The following is a 17,155-nucleotide window of genomic DNA, read 5'->3' as shown; positions in this document are numbered from 1 at the left end:
GGCGGTCCGGCGCGGCGGCCTCGGTGCCGGTCGGCCCACCGGGTCGGCGGTCGGTAGGGTTCCCTCGTCGGGACGACGGACGGAGCAGCACATGACGAGCGTGGCGATCGGGGCCGGTCAGGAGAGCGCGGACCGTCGTCGCGCCGCCGGGGAGCCCGGCCGCGGGTACGCGAAGGGCCGGGCGAAGCGCGAGGAGATCCTCCAGGCGTCGATCGTGCTCTTCGGCGAGGTCGGGTACCACGCCGCGTCCCTGCGCGAGATCGCGTCGCGCGTCGGTATGTCGCACCCGGGGCTGCTCCACCACTTCCCGACCAAGGTCGCGCTCCTCGAGGCGGTCCTCGACCACCGCGACACCGTCGACCAGGCCGACCTGGCGGCGGACCTCGCCCGGGGCACGGACTACTTCGACGCGCTCGTGAGCCTGGTCGAGCGCAACGGGCAGCGGAGGCACGTCGTCGAGCTGTTCACGGCGCTCGTCGCGGAGGCGACGTCGCCCGACCACCCTGCGCACGCGCACTTCGTCCGCCGCTACGAGTGGGCGGTCGGCCGGACGGGCGAACAGCTCGCCCGACGCGCACGCGAGGGCGGGCTGCGCGAGGGCGTCGACCCGGCGGCGACGGCGCGCCACGTCATCGCGCTCATGGACGGCCTCCAGGTCCAGTGGCTCCTCGCGCTCGACCGACCCGAGCCGGAGCGCGTCGACATGGCGGCCGACCTGCGGGCCTACCTGCGCCTCGTCCTCGTCGACTGACCCGGCCCGGGAGCCGCCGGCTCAGCCCAGCAGGTCCGCCGGCAGCGGGTCCGCGGACGCGGCCACGCACAGGCCGGTGCGGTCGCCGTCACGCCACGACGCCTCGGTCGGCGACCACACGACGAGCCCGACGTCGTCGGGGGCGTCGGCGCCGAGGGCCTCGGGCGTGCAGACCCGCGCCACCCGGCGGTCGACGGCCTGCTGCCCGGGCCACACCTCGTCCGCGCCGAGGTCCGTCCGGGCGACGACCTGCGCCCGGTGCTCGTCCGCGCACGGCACGACGAGGACCTCGGACACCGCGCCGTCGGGCGGGAGCGTGCCGAGGCAGCTCCCGAGCACGAGCTGCACCGCGTGCACCGTCCGGGGCGCGTCCACGTCGCCCGCGAGCGGTGCGCGCGCCTGCTCGCCCTGCCACCAGGCGAGCATGCCCCCGGCCCACGCGGCCGTGACGAGGGCGCCGACCACGATGCCGGCGACCGCGAGGCCGCGCCCGCGCGTCCCCCGTGCCCGCACGCGCGAGAGCCCCGCGGCCCCGAGCCCGATCCCGACCGGCCCGAGCACCACGCCCGCAGGGACGCTCGCGACGGCGAGCGGCTCGACGCGAGGTGTGGCGGGCTGCCAGCCGGGGGCGTAGTAGGTCTCCGACGCGAAACCGGGGTCGGTCGAGGAGGTGGGCGGCACCGGGGCCGATCCCTGGCCCTGGCCGGGCGCAGGGGGAGCCGCGGGCGTCGGCGGCGGCGCGCCGGGGGTCGTACCGCGGGCCGCCGACGGCTGTGCGGGCGGCTGCGCGGGAGGCCGGGCGGCGGGCCCACCCGGCGGGGCGAAGAGGTCGTCGTCGCTCATGATCACGGCTCGCTGAACGTCGCGGCGAGGACGACGAGCATCGCGAACGCCGTGCCCACGGCGCCCACCACGATGCCCGTCACGGCGAACCCGCGGCCGCGCGTCCCGTCCCGCATCACCTGGTTGAGCGCGACGATCCCGAGCACGAGGCCGACGATCGCGGGGAAGCCCGCGCACAGCACCAGGCTGACGATCGAGACGATCATCGAGGCGAGGGCCAGGCCGTTCGTGCGCGGGGGCGCCACGTAGGGCGCGCCGTAGGCGGGCGGGTAGGCCGCGTGGCCCGGGTACCCCGGGGGGCCGGACGGGGGGTATCCGTAGCCCGGGTCGCCGCCGTAGAGGTACCCGGGAGCCGTGCCCGCGCCGGGACCGTACGGGGACGCCGGCCCGGGCGGCGCGGCGGGAGCGCCGTAGGGAGATCCCGTCCCCGGCTGCCCGCCGTACCCGCCGCCCGCGCCGGACGGGGTGACGAAGCCGCCCTGCTCCGGCACCGGGTCGTCCGACGGCGGGTTGTACGGGGTGAGCGGCGGCTGGTGCGGGCGCGGTGCGGCGTACGGGTCGACGGGCTCGTCGGGGGACCCGTACGGCGGGACGGGTGGGGTGGTCATGGACACACCGTAGCGAGGCAGGGCCGGGGGCGGGCCACCGCCCACAGGGTGCGCGGGACGGTCACCCGGCGAGGTCGACGACGACCGGCACGTGGTCCGACGCACCCTTGCCCTTGCGCTCGTCGCGGTCGATCGCCACGCGGGTCACGCGGGCGCGCGCGGCGGGGGAGAGGTAGGCGAAGTCGATCCGCATGCCCTCGTTCCGAGGGAAGCGCAGCCGCTGGTAGTCCCAGTAGGTGTAGGTGTGCTCGGCGGGGATCGCCTCGCGCGTGACCTCGGTGTACCCGGCCGCGCCGAACGCGGCGAAGGCGTCGCGCTCGGCGGGTGTCACGTGCGTCTTGCCCGCGAAGGCCGCGACGTCCCACACGTCGGTGTCCAGCGGGGCCACGTTCCAGTCGCCGACGAGCGCGACCTGCGCCGCCGGGTCGTCCGCGAGCCAGCCCGCGGCCTGCGTACGGAGCTCGTCGAGCCACCGGAGCTTGTACGCGTAGTGCGGGTCCCCGACCTCGCGGCCGTGCGGCACGTACAGGCTCCACACGCGCACGCCGCCGCACGTCGCGCCGAGCGCGCGCGCCTCGACCTTCTCGCCGAAGGCGGGCTGGCCGGGGAAGGAGGTCTCGACGTCGTCCAGGCCGACGCGCGAGACGACCGCGACGCCGTTCCACTGGTTCACGCCCACGTGCGCGACCTCGTACCCGGCCGCCTCGAACGGTGCGACGGGGAACTGCGCGTCCGTGCACTTGGTCTCCTGGAGCGCGAGGACGTCGGTCCCCGTCCGCTCGAGGAACGCGACCGCCCGGTCGACGCGGGCACGGACGGAATTGATGTTCCAGGTCGCGAGGCGCACGGGCCCCACCGTACGTCCTCGTGGGCGCGAGCCCGGGCCGCGCCGCCGGGCGCTCAGGCCGGTCGGTAGCCGTTCTCCGGGCGGCCCGCGGCGCCGTAGCGCGGCGCGACGTCCGCGACGCCGGTCTCCACGAGGTGCTCGAGGTAACGCCGCGCGCTGACCCGGGACATGCCCGTGAGCTCGGCGACCTCGCCGGCGGACGCGTCGGCGGACTCCGCGCACGCGGCGGCGAGCGCGTCGGCGACGAGCCGCAGGCTGCGCGCCGACAGCCCCTTCGGGAGCGTCGGCGTCCCCGCGCCGCGCCGCACGAGCCGGTCGACCGCGTCCTGGTCCAGCTCGTCGCCCGCGGCCCGCAGCTCGTCGCGCAGCCGCACCACCTCGTCCAGGCGCCCCCGCAGCACGGCCGCGGTGAAGGGCTTCACGAGGTAGTGCTGCACGCCTCCCGCCATCGCCTGACGGACGCTCTCCAGCTCGCGCGCCGCGGTCGTCGCGATGACGTCGACGGGAGGTGACGGGCGGCGCCGGATCTGGCGCAGCACGTGCAGCCCGGTGGCGTCGGGCAGGTAGATGTCGAGCAGGACGACGTCGGGGTCGAGCAGGGCGAAGGCGCGCAGCGCCTCCGCCGCCGTCCTGGCCTCGCCCACGACGACGAACCGCGGGTGCGACTCCACGAAGCCCCGGTGCAGGCGCGCGATCGTCGGGTCGTCCTCGACGACGAGGGTCCGCAGGCGGTCGTCGACGACGTCGCGCCCCGCCCCGGGACGCCGGGCCGCGATCACCGTGCGGCCCCGGGGGCAGGAGCGGCGGCGGCCGGGCGCGCGGCGGTCACGGCCCGGGACGTGCCGGGACGGGGCAGGAGCGCGGTCACGCGCGCACCGCCGAGGTCGGACGCCGTGACGCGCACCGACCCGCCGCGGCGGGCGACGACCCGGTGCACGAGCGCGAGCCCGATGCCCCGGCCCTGCGGCCCCGCCTTCGTCGTGTACCCGGCGGAGAACACCAGGGCGCGCGCCCGGGCGGGGATGCCGGGACCGTCGTCCTCGACGACGACCCGCACGGACCGCGACGCGCCCTCGCCGGACCTGTCGTCCGTCCCGCCGTCCGTGACGTGGACGCGCACGCGCCCGCCCTGACCCGCCGCCTCCACGGCGTTGTCCACGAGGTTGCCGAGCACCGTCAGCACGTCGCCGTGCAGCGCGTCCTCGTCCGGCGTGCAGGGTGCGGCGAGGTGCGCGCCCGGGTCGACCTCCAGGAGCGCCCCGCGCTCCCGCGTCGTGGTGGCCTTCACGAGCAGGAGAGCGGCGATCTCGGGGGAGTGGACCCCCGGCGCGGTGCCGGACGCCGTCAGCAGGCCACCGTGACCCGCCCGCTCGATGAACGCCACCGCCTCGTCCGAGCGTCCCAGCTCGAGCAGCCCGGACACGACATGGAGCTTGTTCGCGAACTCGTGCGACTGGGCGCGCAGCGCGTCGGTGAGGCCGCGAGCGCCGTCGAGGTCGCGCAGGAGCGCGTGCAGCTCCGTGTGGTCGCGCAGCACGAGGACGGTGCCGACGGCGCGGCCCTCGACCCGGGCCCGGTCCGCGCGGGCGAGGAGGACCCGCTCGCCCGCGAGCACGAGCGTGCCGCCGTCGTCGATCCCCGGCCCCGGCGTGCCGGGGCCCGGCGCGGGCGTGCCGTCCGGGACGAGCGCGAGGACCTGCGGGTCGAGGACGTCACGGGCCGGGCGCCCCACGACGTCCGCGGTCGCCCCGAGGCCGAGCAGGCGTTGCGCCTCGTCGTTCACGAGCACGACGTTCCCCTCGCGGTCGAGCGCGACGACCCCCTCCGAGATGCCGTGGAGCATCGCGTCGCGCGTCTCGAGCAGGGCCGCGATCTGTCCGGGCTCGAGCCGGAAGATGCGCCGCCGGACCATGCGCGTGACGAACGCCGCGCACACGACCCCCAGCGCGGCGGCGACGCTGAGCGCGGCCAGGAGCCAGCCGAGGTCGTCCGCGAGGTCGTCCGCGAGCTCGGACTCCAGGATGCCGACGCTCGCCGTGCCGATGACCTCGCCGTCCGGGCCGAACACGGGGACCTTGACGCGCCAGGACTCGCCGAGCGTGCCCGTCTGCGTCCCCGTCCACACCTGGCCGGACAGCGGCACCGACGGGTCGGTCGAGACCGGCTCGCCGATCCGGTCGGGTTCCGGGTGGGAGTACCGCACGCCCTCGTCGTTCGTCACGACGACGTACGTGACGTCGGACGCCTCGCGGATGACCTCCGCGATGGGCTGGATCGTGGCGGCGGGGTCGTCGTCGTCGAACGCGTCGATGATCGCCGGCAGGCGGGCCACGGACAGCGCGACCGCCGTCATGCGGTCGAGGTACGCGTCGCGGAGCTGGCGCTGCTGGAGCGCCGACGCGACGCCGCCCGCGGCCGAGACGACCAGGAGCACGATGGCGACCTGCAGCACGAGGAGCTGCACCCGGAGCGACACTGCCCGACCCACCGGACAAGTGTGCACCAGCGTGCGGCGACCGCTGTCGCCGCCGTGACCACAACGACCGCAACGTCCGCAACGGCCGGAACCACCGGATCGACCGCAACGTCCACTACGACCGCAGGCCGTGGCGGCGGGCGTGCCGCTCCTACGCTCCCCGGACCAGGTCGTCGGGTCCGCGCCGGTGCGGGCCCGCTCAAGGAGGAGACATGCGATCCGTCGTCCGCCCGCTCTCCGGGCACCCCGTCCGTCCGCGCTCCGCGCTCACCGTCTCAGCCGTCGCGGTCGGCCTCAGCCTCACGCTCGCCGCATGCTCGGGGCTCGAGCCGAGCACGCCGCAGGGCGGCGGGTCGGCCGACGCGTCCGCCGACGCGGTGTCCGTCGACGAGCTGGAGATCATCGTGCCGGCCGACCCCGGCGGCGGCTGGGACCAGACCGGCCGCGCGATGCAGCAGAACCTGCAGGAGACCGGCCTCGTCGACACGGCGACCGTCACCAACGTGGGCGGTGCGGGTGGCACCGTCGGGCTCGCGTCGCTCGCCAACACGGCCGAGCCCCACACCCTCATGGTCATGGGGCTCGTGATGGTCGGCGCGGTCGAGACCAACGAGTCGCAGGCCCGCCTCGAGGACACGACGCCCATCGCGCGTCTCACGGAGGAGCAGCTGGTCGTCGTCGTCCCCGCCGAGTCCCCCTACCAGACGCTCGAGGACCTCGTCGCGGACGTCGTCGCGAACGGCAAGGACGTGTCGATCACGGGCGGTTCCGCGGGCGGGGCCGACCACATCTTCGCGGGCATGCTGCTGCAGGCCGCGGGCGTCGCCCCCGAGGACGTCGCGACGAAGCTCAACTACGTCCCGTACTCGGGTGGTGGCGAGTCGCTGGCGGCGCTCCTCGGCAACAAGGTCAGCGCCGGGATCTCGGGCGTCGCCGAGTACGCCGAGCAGATCAACGCCGGCGAGGTGCGCGCGCTGGCCGTCTCGGGCGGCGGGCGGACGACGACGCTCCCCGACACCCCGACCGCGATCGAGGAGGGCTACGACGTCCACCTGACGAACTGGCGCGGCGTGGTGGCGCCGGGCGACCTCAGCGCCGCCGACCGTGAGGCGCTGGAGACCCTGGTCGAGGAGATGGCGACGTCCGAGGAGTGGCAGGTCACGCTCGAGGACAAGGGCTGGGACAACGCGTTCCTCCTCGGCTCGGAGTTCGAGTCGTACCTCACGGAGAACATCGCCGACATCCAGAAGACCCTCGTCGACATCGGGCTGGTCGCCCCGTGAGTGCCGACGTCCCCGAACCGGCCGACGCCGTCCCCCGCCCCGGGACGACGCAGGCCCCGGCCGCCGACGCACCCGTCGGCGCACCGGCCGCCGGGGTACCCGCGGACGACACCCCCACCGCGGGTCCCCGGCGGCGTCCCGGCGAGCTCGTCGTCGCCGGGACGGTCGCGGCCCTCGGGGTCTTCGTGCTCGTCGACGCCGGGTCGATCGTCGTGCCCGGGTCGGCGAGCACGCTCGGGCCGCGCGCCTTCCCGTACCTCGTGGGCGGCATGCTGCTCGTCGCCGGCCTGGGCCTGCTCGTCGCCGTCTGGCGCGGCCGCCTCGGCCGTCCCGAGGAGGGCGAGGACGTCGACCCCGACGCCCCCACCGACTGGAGGACGGTCGGCCTGCTCGCAGCGCTCCTGCTCGCGCACGTCTACACGATCAACCTGCTCGGCTGGCCGGTCGCCGCGACGGTCCTCTTCGCCGGGGGCGCGATCGTGCTCGGCGCCCGCCCCTGGTGGCGCGCGATCGTGCTCGGCGCGCTCCTGGCCCTGCTGGTCCAGGTGGTGTTCGGCGGCCTGCTCGGCCTGTCGCTCCCGCCCGGTCCCCTCCTCGAGGGGGTGACCTGGCTCCGTGGATAACCTCTCCGCGCTGCTGGACGGGTTCGCGACCGTCGTGCAGCCCGTGTACCTGCTCTACGCGCTGTTCGGCGTGTTCGTCGGGACGGCGGTCGGCGTGCTGCCGGGCATCGGCCCGGCCATGACGATCGCGCTGCTCCTGCCGCTCACGTACTCGCTCGACGCGACCGCCGCGATCATCGTGTTCGCGGGCATCTACTACGGCGGCATGTACGGCGGGTCGACGACGTCGATCCTGCTCAACACCCCCGGCGAGTCGGCGTCCATCGTCACGGCCCTCGAGGGCAACCGGATGGCGAAGCTCGGGCGGGGTGCCGCGGCGCTCGCCACGGCCGCCATCGGCTCCTTCGTCGCCGGGACCGTCGCGACCGTGGCGCTGACCTTCGTCGCGCCGTACGTGGCGCGGTGGGCCGTCCAGCTCGGCGAGCCCGACTACTTCGCCCTCATGGTCGTCGCGTTCGTGACGGTCGGCGCGCTCCTCGGGTCGTCGGTGCCGCGCGGCATGGCGTCCCTGTCGTTGGGGCTGTTCCTCGGCCTCATGGGCACGGACACCCTCACGGGCCAGCAGCGGTTCACGTTCGGCGTGCCGACGCTCGCCGACGGCATCGACGTCGTCATCGTCGCGGTCGGGCTGTTCGCCGTCGGCGAGGCCCTGTACGTCGGTTCCCGCCTGCGCCACGGCCCCGTGCACGTCATCCCGGTGGAGAAGGGGTGGCGCTCGTGGATGAAGCGCGAGGACTGGCGGCGCTCCTGGAAGCCGTGGCTGCGCGGGACCGCGATCGGGTTCCCCGTCGGGACGATCCCGGCGGGCGGGGCGGACGTCGCGACGTTCCTGTCCTACGCCGCCGAGCGCAAGGCCGCCGGCAAGCACAAGGACGAGTTCGGCAAGGGCGCGATCGAGGGCGTCGCGGGCCCGGAGGCGGCGAACAACGCCGCGTCGACCGGCGTCCTCGTGCCGCTGCTCACCCTGGGGCTGCCGACGACGGCGACCGCGGCGATCATCGTCGTCGCCTTCCAGTCGTACGGCATCCAGCCCGGCCCGCTGCTGTTCGAGAACCAGTCGGCGCTCGTCTGGGCGCTCGTCGCGAGCCTGTACGTCGGCAACCTCATGCTCGTCGTGCTGAACCTGCCGCTCGTCGGCATGTGGGTGAAGGTGCTCCAGATCCCGCGGCACTACCTGTACGCGGGGATCCTCCTGTTCGGCGCGCTGGGCTCGTACGCGCTGAACTTCTCCCCGGTGGACGTCCTCGTCCTGCTCGTCATCGGGGTGGTCGGCTTCTTCATGCGCCGCTACGGCTACCCCGTCGCACCGATGGTCGTGGGCATGATCCTCGGCCCCATGGCCGAGGACCGCCTGCGCCGCTCGCTCGCGATCAGCCAGGGGGACCTCACGACCCTCGTGGCCAGCCCGTTCGCCGCCACGGCGTACGCGCTCATCGCGGTCGTCGTGATCGGCGGGCTGTGGCTGCGCCGCCGCGAGCGCCGCGCCGGTGCGGAGCTCGCCGACCTCGCGGAGGACGTCCGCGTCGAGGCCCAGGACCAGGAGGTGCGCTGATGACCGTCGTCCTCGCGTTCGCGCCCGGTGACCTCGGGACCGCCGCGACCCGGGCCGCCGGGCGCGCGGCCCTGCTCCTCGGGACGGACGTCGTCGTGGTCAACACGACGCGCGGCGACCGCCTCGTCGACCCCCGGTGGGCCGACCACGACCAGCTCGTCGAGGTCGGCACGCTCCTCGAGGGTGCGGGCATCGAGTACACGGTGCGGCACCTGCAGTCGTCCGCGCTCCCGGCGGAGGTCGTGCTCGGGGTCGCCGCCGAGGTGGCGGCCGACCTCGTGGTCGTCGGGGTCCGCCACCGCACGCCCGTGGGGAAGCTCGTCCTCGGGTCCACCGCGCAGCAGATCCTCCTCGGGGCGAGGTGCCCCGTGCTCGCGGTCAAGCCGCCCGCACCGTGAGACGTCGCCGCGCCGCGCCTGCGGGCGTCCGGGTCCCCGGGCGCCCGTAGGCTGTGGCCATGGCGACAGCACTCATCACCGGCGCGAGCGCCGGCCTGGGCCTGGAGTTCGCGTGGCAGCTCGCCACGGCGCGGCACGACCTCGTGCTCGTCGCGCGCGACGAGGCACGGCTCGAGGACGTCGCGGCCCAGATCCGGGCCGCGGCGGGCGTCCGCGTCCAGGTGCTGCCCGCGGACCTCTCCGTGCCCGACGACGTCGCGCGCGTGGCCGCGCGGCTCGCCACCACCGGCGGCCCGGACGAGCGCCCGGTCGGCCTGCTCGTCAACAACGCGGGCTTCGCGACCCACCAGCACTTCGTCGGCGGAGACCTCGACGTCGAGCTGCGCGCGCTCGACGTCATGGTCCGGGCGGTCATGGTCCTGTCGCACGCCGCGGCCGGGCAGATGACGGAGCGCGGACGCGGCGCGATCCTCAACGTCGCGTCCGTGGCCGCGCTCACCGCGGGCGGCACGTACGCGGCCGCGAAGGCGTGGGTGCGCTCGTTCACGGAGGGCCTCGCCGTCGAGCTGCACGGTACCGGGGTCTCGGCGACCGTCCTGTGCCCCGGGTTCACGCACACCGAGTTCCACGACCGAGCCGGCATCGACAAGTCCGTCTTGCCGGACCTCGCGTGGCTCGACGCCGACCGGGTCGTCGCGGCGGCGCTCGCGGACGTGCGGCGCGGCGTCGTCATCTCGACCCCGTCGGTGCGCTACCGCGTCGCGTCGGCCGCCCTGCGGGCGATGCCGCGCTCCGCCGTCCGGGCGATCGGCAAGTACCGCTGACCACCGGGTCGACGTCGCCGGCGCGGACGCGGGGGCCGGGTGCCCTACCCGTCGGTCTCGTCCGTCAGGACGCCCTCGAGCCCGGGGCGAGCTGCTCGATCAGGGCGGGGTAGCTCCTGTCCGCGTGGCCGGCGGCGATCGCGCGAGCCGCCACGGACCCGAACAGCCGCGGGAGCTCGGCGTCGACGCCCAGCTCCTCGCTCACCCTGACCAGGTGGGCGATCCCGCCCGCATGGGTCGCGATCGTCGCGTCGTCGGGCGTGAAGGAGCCGCGGTCGACCTGGTCGGCATACCCGGGCAGCCATCCGACCGTCTCCTGCGCGACCTGCGCCGCGAACGGCGTGAAGGCGGACGCGTCGACGCCCGCGGTGCTCAGCAGCGCCACCCCCTGGAGCCAGGCGTTCAGGACGCCCCACATCACGCTGAGGCCGGCGACGTCGTACAGCGCCGCCAGGCCGTGGTCGTCACCGAGGAAGGTCGCGTCTCCCAGCGCGGCGAGGAGGGGCTGGTGGGTCTCGAAGGCCGTCCCCGAGCCGCTCAGCAGGATGATCGCGTCGGCGGTGCCGATGGTCGACGGCACCGCCATGATCGCGCCGTCGAGAGTGTGGGCGCCCGCCTGGTCGGCCCAACGGGCCAGCTCGCGGGCCTGCTCGGGGTCGCCCGAGGTCAGGTTGACCAGGACGCGGCCGTCGAGGTCCCCGGAGACCGACGCGAACGCCTGCTGGAGCGACGCGTAGTCCGAGACGCAGACGATGCTCACGGGGCTCGCGAGGACCGCGCTCTCGACCGAGTCGGCGAGCCGCGCACCTCGGGAGACGAGTCCCTCCGCCTTCGCGGCCGTGCGGTTCCACACCGTCACCCGGTGCCCCGCCGTCAGGACCGCGTCTGCCAGTGCCCGGCCCATCAGTCCCAGGCCGATGACCGTCACGTCGGTGCCCGTCGCCGAGCTGGTCTCGGTGCTGGTCTGGGTGCTCGTGTGGTGTGTCATGGCAGCATGGTCGAGGTTCAGACCGGTCTGAAGGTCAAGGGGGCGTCGTGCACATCGGAGAGCTGAGCCGTCGGAGCGGGGTCAAGGCCCACCAGCTCCGGTACTACGAGGCACAGGGGTTGCTGGAGCCGGGTCGCACCGCGGGCGGGTACCGCCGCTACGACGAGGCCGACCTGGTCACGGTGCGGCAGATCCGCCACCTGCTCGACGCCGGGCTGTCCACCGAGGACATCGGCTACCTGCTGCCGTGCGCCACCGGAGAGGCCCCGGAGCTCGTGGGATGCCCGGAGCTGCTGACCGCCCTGCGGGCGCGGCTGGATCGGGTGGACGACCAGATCGACACGCTGGCCCGTTCTCGCGCGGCCCTGGTCCGCTACATCGACGACGCCGAGCGGGTGGGCGGCGAGACGTACGGGCCCTTCGGCGCGAGCCCGGCGGAGCCGGCCAGCGCGTGAGGAGCCGGGCGTGCCCGGGGTCCTGACGGTCGGCGCCCCGCCGACTACCCTGGCGACCGTGACTACTGACTCCGCCTCGACGCTCGCCTCGACGCCCCGCGAGCAGCTGCTCGCCCTCATCCGTGAGCTCGCCGTCGTGCACGGCCGGGTGACGCTCTCCTCCGGCAAGGAGGCGGACTACTACGTCGACCTGCGTCGTGTGACGCTGCACCACCGCGCGGCACCGCTCATCGGGCACCAGCTCCTCGACCTTCTCGAGGAGCGCGGGCTCGGGACGGCCGAGGTCGACGCCGTGGGCGGCCTGACGCTCGGGGCCGACCCCATCGCGACGGCGCTCCTGCACGCCGCGGCGTCGCGCGGGCAGGACCTCGACGCGTTCGTGGTCCGCAAGGCGGCGAAGGCGCACGGCATGCAGCGTCAGATCGAGGGCCCGGACGTCGCGGGCCGCAAGGTCGTCGTCGTCGAGGACACCACGACGACGGGCGGGTCGCCCATCACCGCGATCGAGGCCGTGCGCGCGGCGGGCGGGGAGGTCGTCGGAGTCGCGACGATCGTCGACCGCGCGACCGGGGCGGGCGAGAAGATCGAGGCGCTCGGGGTGCCGTACCACTTCCTGTTCAGCCTGGAGGACCTCGGCCTCGCCTGACCGGTCTGACCGGTCTGACCCCAGCCTGGTCCCGGCGCGACGCCGCCCTCCGCTCGACGCCCCGTGGCCTGGCCGCGGGGCGTCGTCGTGCACCGAGGCGCGGGTCACACTCGCATAGGGCAGGCTTACCTTGCTTTGGTGAGGCGAGCCTTATACAGTCCGTTGCCGACGGGGTGTCAGATCACCCTCGTCCAGACCCCGCCGTCCCGCTCTCCGGGACACGCACGGACCAGCACGGGAGACCTTGTGCGCACTTCACCGCCGAGACGCGTCCGCCGCGCCCTCGCCTCGTTCCTCGCCGCGTCGCTCGCCGCGGGCCTGACCGTCGCGGGCGTCGCCGCCCCGGCGCAGGCCGCGCCGACGGACATCCAGGGCGGCTCGGCCACCTGGAACTTCAAGGACTCGTGGACGGGCTACGTCGGTGGCGCGGGCACCATCACGCCCGCGCTCGTGGGCGGGAAGTCCGTCTACCCGTCCGCGTCCGGGACCGTCGACGCCGGGACGGGGGTCGGCACGGTCCGCCTCGGCGGCTCCGTGAACTACTCCGCGCACGGTGGCGCGCTCGACCTGACGATCTCCGACGTCCGGCTCGCCGTCACCGGCGAGACGTCGGGCGTGCTCACCGCGGACTTCACGTCGTCGGGCGCCGTCTCCGACGATGTCGTCGTCGCCGAGGTCGCAGTCGGCAGGACGCGCCAGGGCGACACGCTCGTCCTCACCGCGAACGGTGCGTTCGGCCCGGGCGTCGGCGCGGTCGACCCGCAGTTCGCGGGCTACGTGGGCCAGCCGATCTCGACGCTCACCGCGACCCTGGACGTCCCGGCGCCGGTGGCCCCCGCGGTGGCGACGACGACGACGCTGGGCGTCGCGCCGTCCGGCACGTCGCAGGCGGGCGGCACGGTGACGCTCACCGCGACCGTCGCGCCCGCCGCGGCGGGCACGGTCGAGTTCCGCGACGGCGGTGCCTCGCTCGGCACCGCCCCCGTGTCCGACGGCGTCGCGCGCCTCGAGACGACGGCCCTCGCCACGGGGAGCCACGACCTCGGCGCGGCCTTCACGCCCGCCGACCCGGCGGCGTTCGTCGCCTCGGCGTCGGCCGCCGTCGCGCACACCGTGACCGCCGTCGAGCCCGAGCCGGAGCCCGTCGCCGACCCGAAGGTGACCGTGTCGCCGTCGACCCCGGTGGACCCGGCGGTGGAGAACACGTTCACGGTCTCGGGCACCGGGTTCGTGGGCGCGGGTGCGCGGTTCGGGGCGTACGTGCTCGTCGGCGAGAAGTCGATCTGGGACGGCAGCGGTCCGCTCGTGTCGACGGGCTGGCTCGCGCAGGGGTTCGTCCCGGCGGCGCAGGTGCGTGACGGGGCGTTCACGACGGCGCTGACCGTCGCGGCCGGGAAGCTCGACCCGTCGAAGGAGTACGTGGTCGCGACGTCGGCGGCGCACGGGCTCTCGGCGACGGACCGCAGCCTCGACACGTTCACCCCGGTCGCGGTGCAGCAGCCGGAGCCGCAGGAGCCGGTCAGCGCGCCGTTCCCGCAGATCGCGGACCCGGGGACGACGCACGGCACCGTCTCGTGGAAGGTCTCCGACCGCGTCTTCTCGTACTACAACGACAAGCAGGTCACGGGCGGCGTCACCGCCGACGGCACCTTCGGGCTCCCCGTCACCGCCGTGGCGCAGGCCGACGGTGGCACGGACCTGACCCTCTCCGGTGCGGTCCGCCTCACGTGGAAGAACACGTACGCGGGCAACACGCCGTTCTACTGGCTCCAGCTCGAGGACCTCACGGCGCGCGTCGACGAGGCGGGGCACGGCGTGCTGTCCGCCGCCGTGTCGTGGGACAACCTCACGGACGCGGCGGACTCGTCCGCTCCGACGCGCGTCGACGTCGCGACGTTCACCGTCGACCCGGAGGCGCTGGGCGCCGGCCGGGTCCTCGTGACGTCGTCGTCGCAGCAGTACACCGACGCGTTCCTGGCGTACCTCGAGCCGACGGGCCAGCGCGCGCACTTCGTGGCGAGCGGCCCGAACGACGCGAACGCCGAGGCCAAGAAGACGGCTCCGGTCACCCTCGCGTTCGGCGAGGACGAGGTCCCCGCGTGGGAGCCCGCGATCGACGTCTACGCCGCGGACGGCTCCACGCCGCTCGGTGACACCGCGGTCCAGGTCGGCGACACGATCGTCGTCAAGGGCTCCGGCTTCGACCCCGCGGGCAACGTCGGCGGTCGGGGCATGCCGATCCCGGCGAACCTCCCGCAGGGCACGTACGTCGTGTTCGGCAGCTTCGCCGAGCAGTGGCGCCCGTCCGAGGGTGCGGCGTCGTCGACCCGGAAGGTCGGGTCGCAGACGTGGGCCCTCGCGGCGTCCGTCCTCGACCAGGTCCCGGCGCAGTACCAGGGCGCGATCCGCGCCGCCTGGACGGAGATCGCCGAGGACGGCACGTTCGAGGCGCGCCTCGTCGTGAAGAACCCCGCGGCGCTGGAGGGCGGCCGCTACGGCGTCTACACGTACCCCGCGAGCAGCGTGGTCAACGCGGCTCAGGAGCTGTACGTCCCGGTCGCCTACGACGTTCCCGCGTCGCTCACGGTCACGCCCGCGTCGACGACGGTCGAGGCCGGCGCCACCGTGCGGCTCACGGTGGGCGGGCTCGTCGAGGGCGACCAGGTCAAGGGTGTGACGTTCGGCGGCAAGGCCGCGACGTACACGCGCGACGGCGCGACGGTCGTGCTCACCGTCCCGGCCGACACCGCGGCGGGGTCCGTCCCCGTCGTCGTGACGTCCGACCTCGGGGTGACCGGCAGCACGACGCTCACCGTCACCCTCCCCGCCCCGGGGCCCACGCCGACGGTGACGGTGTCGCCGTCGGGCGCGGTGGACCCGGCGGTGGAGAACACGTTCACGGTCTCCGGGACCGGGTTCGTGGGTGACGGTGCCCGGTTCGGGGCGTACGTGCTCGTCGGGGAGAAGTCGATCTGGGACGGCTCCGGCCCGCTCGTCGCCTCGGGGTGGCTCCAGCTCGGCTGGGTCATGCCGCAGCAGGTGGTCGACGGCGCGTTCACCACGACGCTGACGGTCCCGGCGGGCTCGTTCGACCCGTCGAAGGAGTACGTCGTCGCGACCTCGGCCGCGCACGGCCTCTCCGCGACCGACCGCAGCCTCGACACGTTCACCCCGGTCGCGGTCCAGCAGCCCGGACCGGTCGACCCGGAGCCCACGACGCCGACGACCGTCGGGAGCCTGAGCTGGGGTGTGCGCGGCTCGTTCGTGGACTACATCCAGGGCCCGATCGCGAAGGGCGGCGCCACGGCGAGCGCGGGCGCGGCGGTCTCCGGGAAGACGTTCACGTTCCCGCAGTCCACGCCCTGGGCGGCTCCGGTGACGGGCACGTCCACGGGCTACCGCGGTTCGGTCCAGTTCTCGGGGCACGACGGGCTGCTCAGCCTCACGGTGTCCGACCCTCGCGTGCGGGTCGACGGTCCCCGCGCCGGTACGCTCCTGCTCGATGTGACGTCGTCGAACCTCGACGGGACGACGTTCGCCGCGAAGGGCGTCGAGTTCGCGACGCTCGCGCTCCCGGCCCCGACGACGGCGACGGACGGCGCGGTGACGTACGCGGACGCCGCGGCGACGCTCACGGCGGCCGGCTCCACGGCCTTCTCGGGCTTCTACGGCGCTGGCGAGGCACTCGCCCCGGTGACGTTCACCGTCGGTGCCCTGACGTCGACCCCCGGTGGCGACGGCGGCACGATCGGCACCCCGGGTGACGGCTCGACGGGTGGCACGACCGACCCGGCGAAGGCGACGCTCTCGGTGTCGCAGGCCGCACCGGGCGACGAGGTCACGATCAGCGGCGTCGGGTTCGGCGCGGGCGAGACCGGCATCCGCACGGAGATCCGCTCCACGCCGCGCACGCTCGCGACAGGCGTCGCCGCGAACGCGGGCGGCGCTGCGACCTCGACGGTGACGATCCCGACGGACGTCGCGCCGGGCGAGCACACGCTGCTCCTGATCGGCGCGAACCACACGGCGTCGGCCCCGATCACGATCGTGGGCACCGGGACCACCGGTACCGGCACGGGCTCGGGGAGCGCGGCGGAGCAGTGCTTCGCCCAGGGCGTCAACGGTGCGACCCTCTCGTGGGGCGTGAGCGACCGGTTCCGCGCGTACGTCACCGGCCCGATCGCGAAGGGCTCGGTCTCGACGAGCGGCGTCGGCGACAACGGCTCGGCGTTCACGTGGAGCGGCGGCAAGGGCTCGTTCAACACGGACCTCGGCAAGGGCCGCGCGAGCTTCGGCGGCTCGGTGTCGTTCTCCGGGCACGAGGGCATCCTCGACCTGCGGATCAGCAACCCGCGCGTCGTCGTGAACGGCTCGACCGGCACGCTCGTGGTCGACGTCCGGAGCAGCGACATGGAGGGCAACACGTCCTCGTCGAACGGCGTCGCGTTCGCGAGCCTGGACCTGTCGGGCAAGAAGGCGACGTCGGGCTCGACGATCACGTGGAGCGGCGCGCCCGCGACCCTCACGGCCGCCGGGGCGAAGGCGTTCGCCGGGTTCTACGAGGCCGGCACCGCGCTCTCGCCGGTGACGTTCAGCTTCCCGATCGGCGGCGACGTCGAGTGCGACGCGTACTCCGGGGCGCTCGCCTCGACGGGCTCCGACGCGGGCAGTCTCGCGCTCCTCGCCGGGACCCTGCTGCTGACGGGGGCGGCCCTCCTGGTCGCGCGACCCGTCGCGCGGCGCCGTCGGGCGGTACGCACCCAGGCGGTCGCGGCCGCCTGAGCCGCCGGCACCACGCACGACGGCGCCCGGTCACCTCGCGAGGTGACCGGGCGCCGTCGTGCGTGCGGGGTACCGGGAG

Annotated in this window: 15 protein-coding genes; 9 read left to right on the top strand and 6 right to left on the bottom strand. The window is 74.9% G+C overall.

The features are described from left to right. Positions 1 to 91 precede the first annotated feature (91 nt). The gene (locus FIC82_RS19145) at positions 92 to 751 is read left to right on the top strand and encodes a TetR/AcrR family transcriptional regulator (RefSeq protein WP_154799539.1); all 660 of its coding nucleotides are present in this window, start codon (positions 92 to 94) and stop codon (positions 749 to 751) included. A gap of 21 nt (positions 752 to 772) precedes the next feature. On the opposite strand, the gene FIC82_RS19140 is transcribed toward FIC82_RS19145, so the two are convergent. The 5 genes from FIC82_RS19140 to FIC82_RS19120 all read right to left on the bottom strand — a co-directional run bounded on the left by FIC82_RS19140 (position 773) and on the right by FIC82_RS19120 (position 5,537). Further along, positions 773 to 1,594, bottom strand: a complete 822-nt coding sequence (locus FIC82_RS19140) for a DUF4190 domain-containing protein (RefSeq protein WP_216609940.1) — start codon at positions 1,592 to 1,594, stop codon at positions 773 to 775. 2 nt (positions 1,595 to 1,596) lie between these two features. Beyond that, the gene (locus tag FIC82_RS19135; protein ID WP_154799538.1) at positions 1,597 to 2,202 is read right to left on the bottom strand and encodes a DUF4190 domain-containing protein; all 606 of its coding nucleotides are present in this window, start codon (positions 2,200 to 2,202) and stop codon (positions 1,597 to 1,599) included. Between the two features lie 61 nt (positions 2,203 to 2,263). Then, on the bottom strand, positions 2,264 to 3,049 hold the full coding sequence (locus FIC82_RS19130) for an exodeoxyribonuclease III (RefSeq protein WP_168732124.1): 786 nt from the start codon (positions 3,047 to 3,049) through the stop codon (positions 2,264 to 2,266). A 53-nt stretch (positions 3,050 to 3,102) separates the two neighbouring features. Continuing rightward, positions 3,103 to 3,828, bottom strand: coding sequence for a response regulator (locus tag FIC82_RS19125; RefSeq protein ID WP_253691289.1), 726 nt, complete (start codon positions 3,826 to 3,828; stop codon positions 3,103 to 3,105). Next, on the bottom strand, positions 3,825 to 5,537 hold the full coding sequence (locus FIC82_RS19120) for an ATP-binding protein (protein WP_216609939.1): 1,713 nt from the start codon (positions 5,535 to 5,537) through the stop codon (positions 3,825 to 3,827). The genes FIC82_RS19125 and FIC82_RS19120 overlap by 4 nt, the downstream gene beginning before the upstream one ends. A gap of 200 nt (positions 5,538 to 5,737) precedes the next feature. Here FIC82_RS19120 and FIC82_RS19115 point away from each other — a divergent pair, with 200 nt between their 5' ends. Genes FIC82_RS19115 through FIC82_RS19095 form a run of 5 tightly spaced genes read left to right on the top strand, consistent with a single transcriptional unit; the run spans position 5,738 to position 10,205 of the window. After that, a complete protein-coding gene (locus tag FIC82_RS19115) occupies positions 5,738 to 6,808 on the top strand; it encodes a Bug family tripartite tricarboxylate transporter substrate binding protein (RefSeq protein WP_154799536.1) in 1,071 nt (356 codons plus the stop codon). Beyond that, a complete protein-coding gene (locus FIC82_RS19110; RefSeq protein WP_168732122.1) occupies positions 6,805 to 7,431 on the top strand; it encodes a tripartite tricarboxylate transporter TctB family protein in 627 nt (208 codons plus the stop codon). The genes FIC82_RS19115 and FIC82_RS19110 overlap by 4 nt, the downstream gene beginning before the upstream one ends. After that, entirely contained in the window at positions 7,424 to 8,983 is a 1,560-nt protein-coding gene (locus tag FIC82_RS19105; protein WP_168732121.1) for a tripartite tricarboxylate transporter permease, read from the top strand. The genes FIC82_RS19110 and FIC82_RS19105 overlap by 8 nt, the downstream gene beginning before the upstream one ends. Beyond that, positions 8,983 to 9,381 carry a universal stress protein gene (locus FIC82_RS19100; RefSeq protein ID WP_154799535.1) on the top strand — a complete coding sequence of 133 codons (399 nt, stop codon included), beginning with the start codon at positions 8,983 to 8,985 and terminating at the stop codon, positions 9,379 to 9,381. The genes FIC82_RS19105 and FIC82_RS19100 overlap by 1 nt, the downstream gene beginning before the upstream one ends. 59 nt (positions 9,382 to 9,440) lie before the next feature. Then, positions 9,441 to 10,205, top strand: a complete 765-nt coding sequence (locus FIC82_RS19095; protein ID WP_154799534.1) for an SDR family NAD(P)-dependent oxidoreductase — start codon at positions 9,441 to 9,443, stop codon at positions 10,203 to 10,205. Between the two features lie 64 nt (positions 10,206 to 10,269). Here FIC82_RS19095 and FIC82_RS19090 read toward each other — a convergent pair whose 3' ends face one another. Continuing rightward, positions 10,270 to 11,193, bottom strand: a complete 924-nt coding sequence (locus FIC82_RS19090) for an NAD(P)-dependent oxidoreductase (protein WP_154799533.1) — start codon at positions 11,191 to 11,193, stop codon at positions 10,270 to 10,272. A 47-nt stretch (positions 11,194 to 11,240) separates the two neighbouring features. Between FIC82_RS19090 and FIC82_RS19085 the strand changes: the two genes are divergently transcribed. From FIC82_RS19085 to FIC82_RS19075, 3 genes are all read left to right on the top strand, one after another. Further along, the gene (locus tag FIC82_RS19085) at positions 11,241 to 11,648 is read left to right on the top strand and encodes a MerR family transcriptional regulator (RefSeq protein WP_168732120.1); all 408 of its coding nucleotides are present in this window, start codon (positions 11,241 to 11,243) and stop codon (positions 11,646 to 11,648) included. Positions 11,649 to 11,697: 49 nt separating this feature from the next. Beyond that, positions 11,698 to 12,294 carry an orotate phosphoribosyltransferase gene (gene pyrE, locus FIC82_RS19080; RefSeq protein ID WP_154800576.1) on the top strand — a complete coding sequence of 199 codons (597 nt, stop codon included), beginning with the start codon at positions 11,698 to 11,700 and terminating at the stop codon, positions 12,292 to 12,294. 246 nt (positions 12,295 to 12,540) lie between these two features. Further along, positions 12,541 to 17,076 (top strand): HtaA domain-containing protein, encoded by a 4,536-nt coding sequence (locus FIC82_RS19075; RefSeq protein ID WP_168732118.1) that lies wholly within the window; start codon positions 12,541 to 12,543, stop codon positions 17,074 to 17,076. Positions 17,077 to 17,155 lie beyond the last annotated feature (79 nt).

The organism is Cellulosimicrobium protaetiae (assembly GCF_009708005.2).
Taxonomy (GTDB): domain Bacteria; phylum Actinomycetota; class Actinomycetes; order Actinomycetales; family Cellulomonadaceae; genus Cellulosimicrobium; species Cellulosimicrobium protaetiae.
This window is presented reverse-complemented; position numbering and strand designations above follow the sequence as displayed.

What these genes read in the sequence shown, in the direction of transcription:
- FIC82_RS19145 (WP_154799539.1), top strand. Translation starts at nt 92, where the DNA reads ATGACGAGCGTGGCGATCGGGGCCGGTCAGGAGAGCGCGGACCGTCGT.
- FIC82_RS19140 (WP_216609940.1), bottom strand. Translation starts at nt 1,594, where the DNA reads ATGAGCGACGACGACCTCTTCGCCCCGCCGGGTGGGCCCGCCGCCCGG.
- FIC82_RS19135 (WP_154799538.1), bottom strand. Translation starts at nt 2,202, where the DNA reads ATGACCACCCCACCCGTCCCGCCGTACGGGTCCCCCGACGAGCCCGTC.
- FIC82_RS19115 (WP_154799536.1), top strand. Translation starts at nt 5,738, where the DNA reads ATGCGATCCGTCGTCCGCCCGCTCTCCGGGCACCCCGTCCGTCCGCGC.
- FIC82_RS19100 (WP_154799535.1), top strand. Translation starts at nt 8,983, where the DNA reads ATGACCGTCGTCCTCGCGTTCGCGCCCGGTGACCTCGGGACCGCCGCG.
- FIC82_RS19095 (WP_154799534.1), top strand. Translation starts at nt 9,441, where the DNA reads ATGGCGACAGCACTCATCACCGGCGCGAGCGCCGGCCTGGGCCTGGAG.
- FIC82_RS19090 (WP_154799533.1), bottom strand. Translation starts at nt 11,193, where the DNA reads ATGACACACCACACGAGCACCCAGACCAGCACCGAGACCAGCTCGGCG.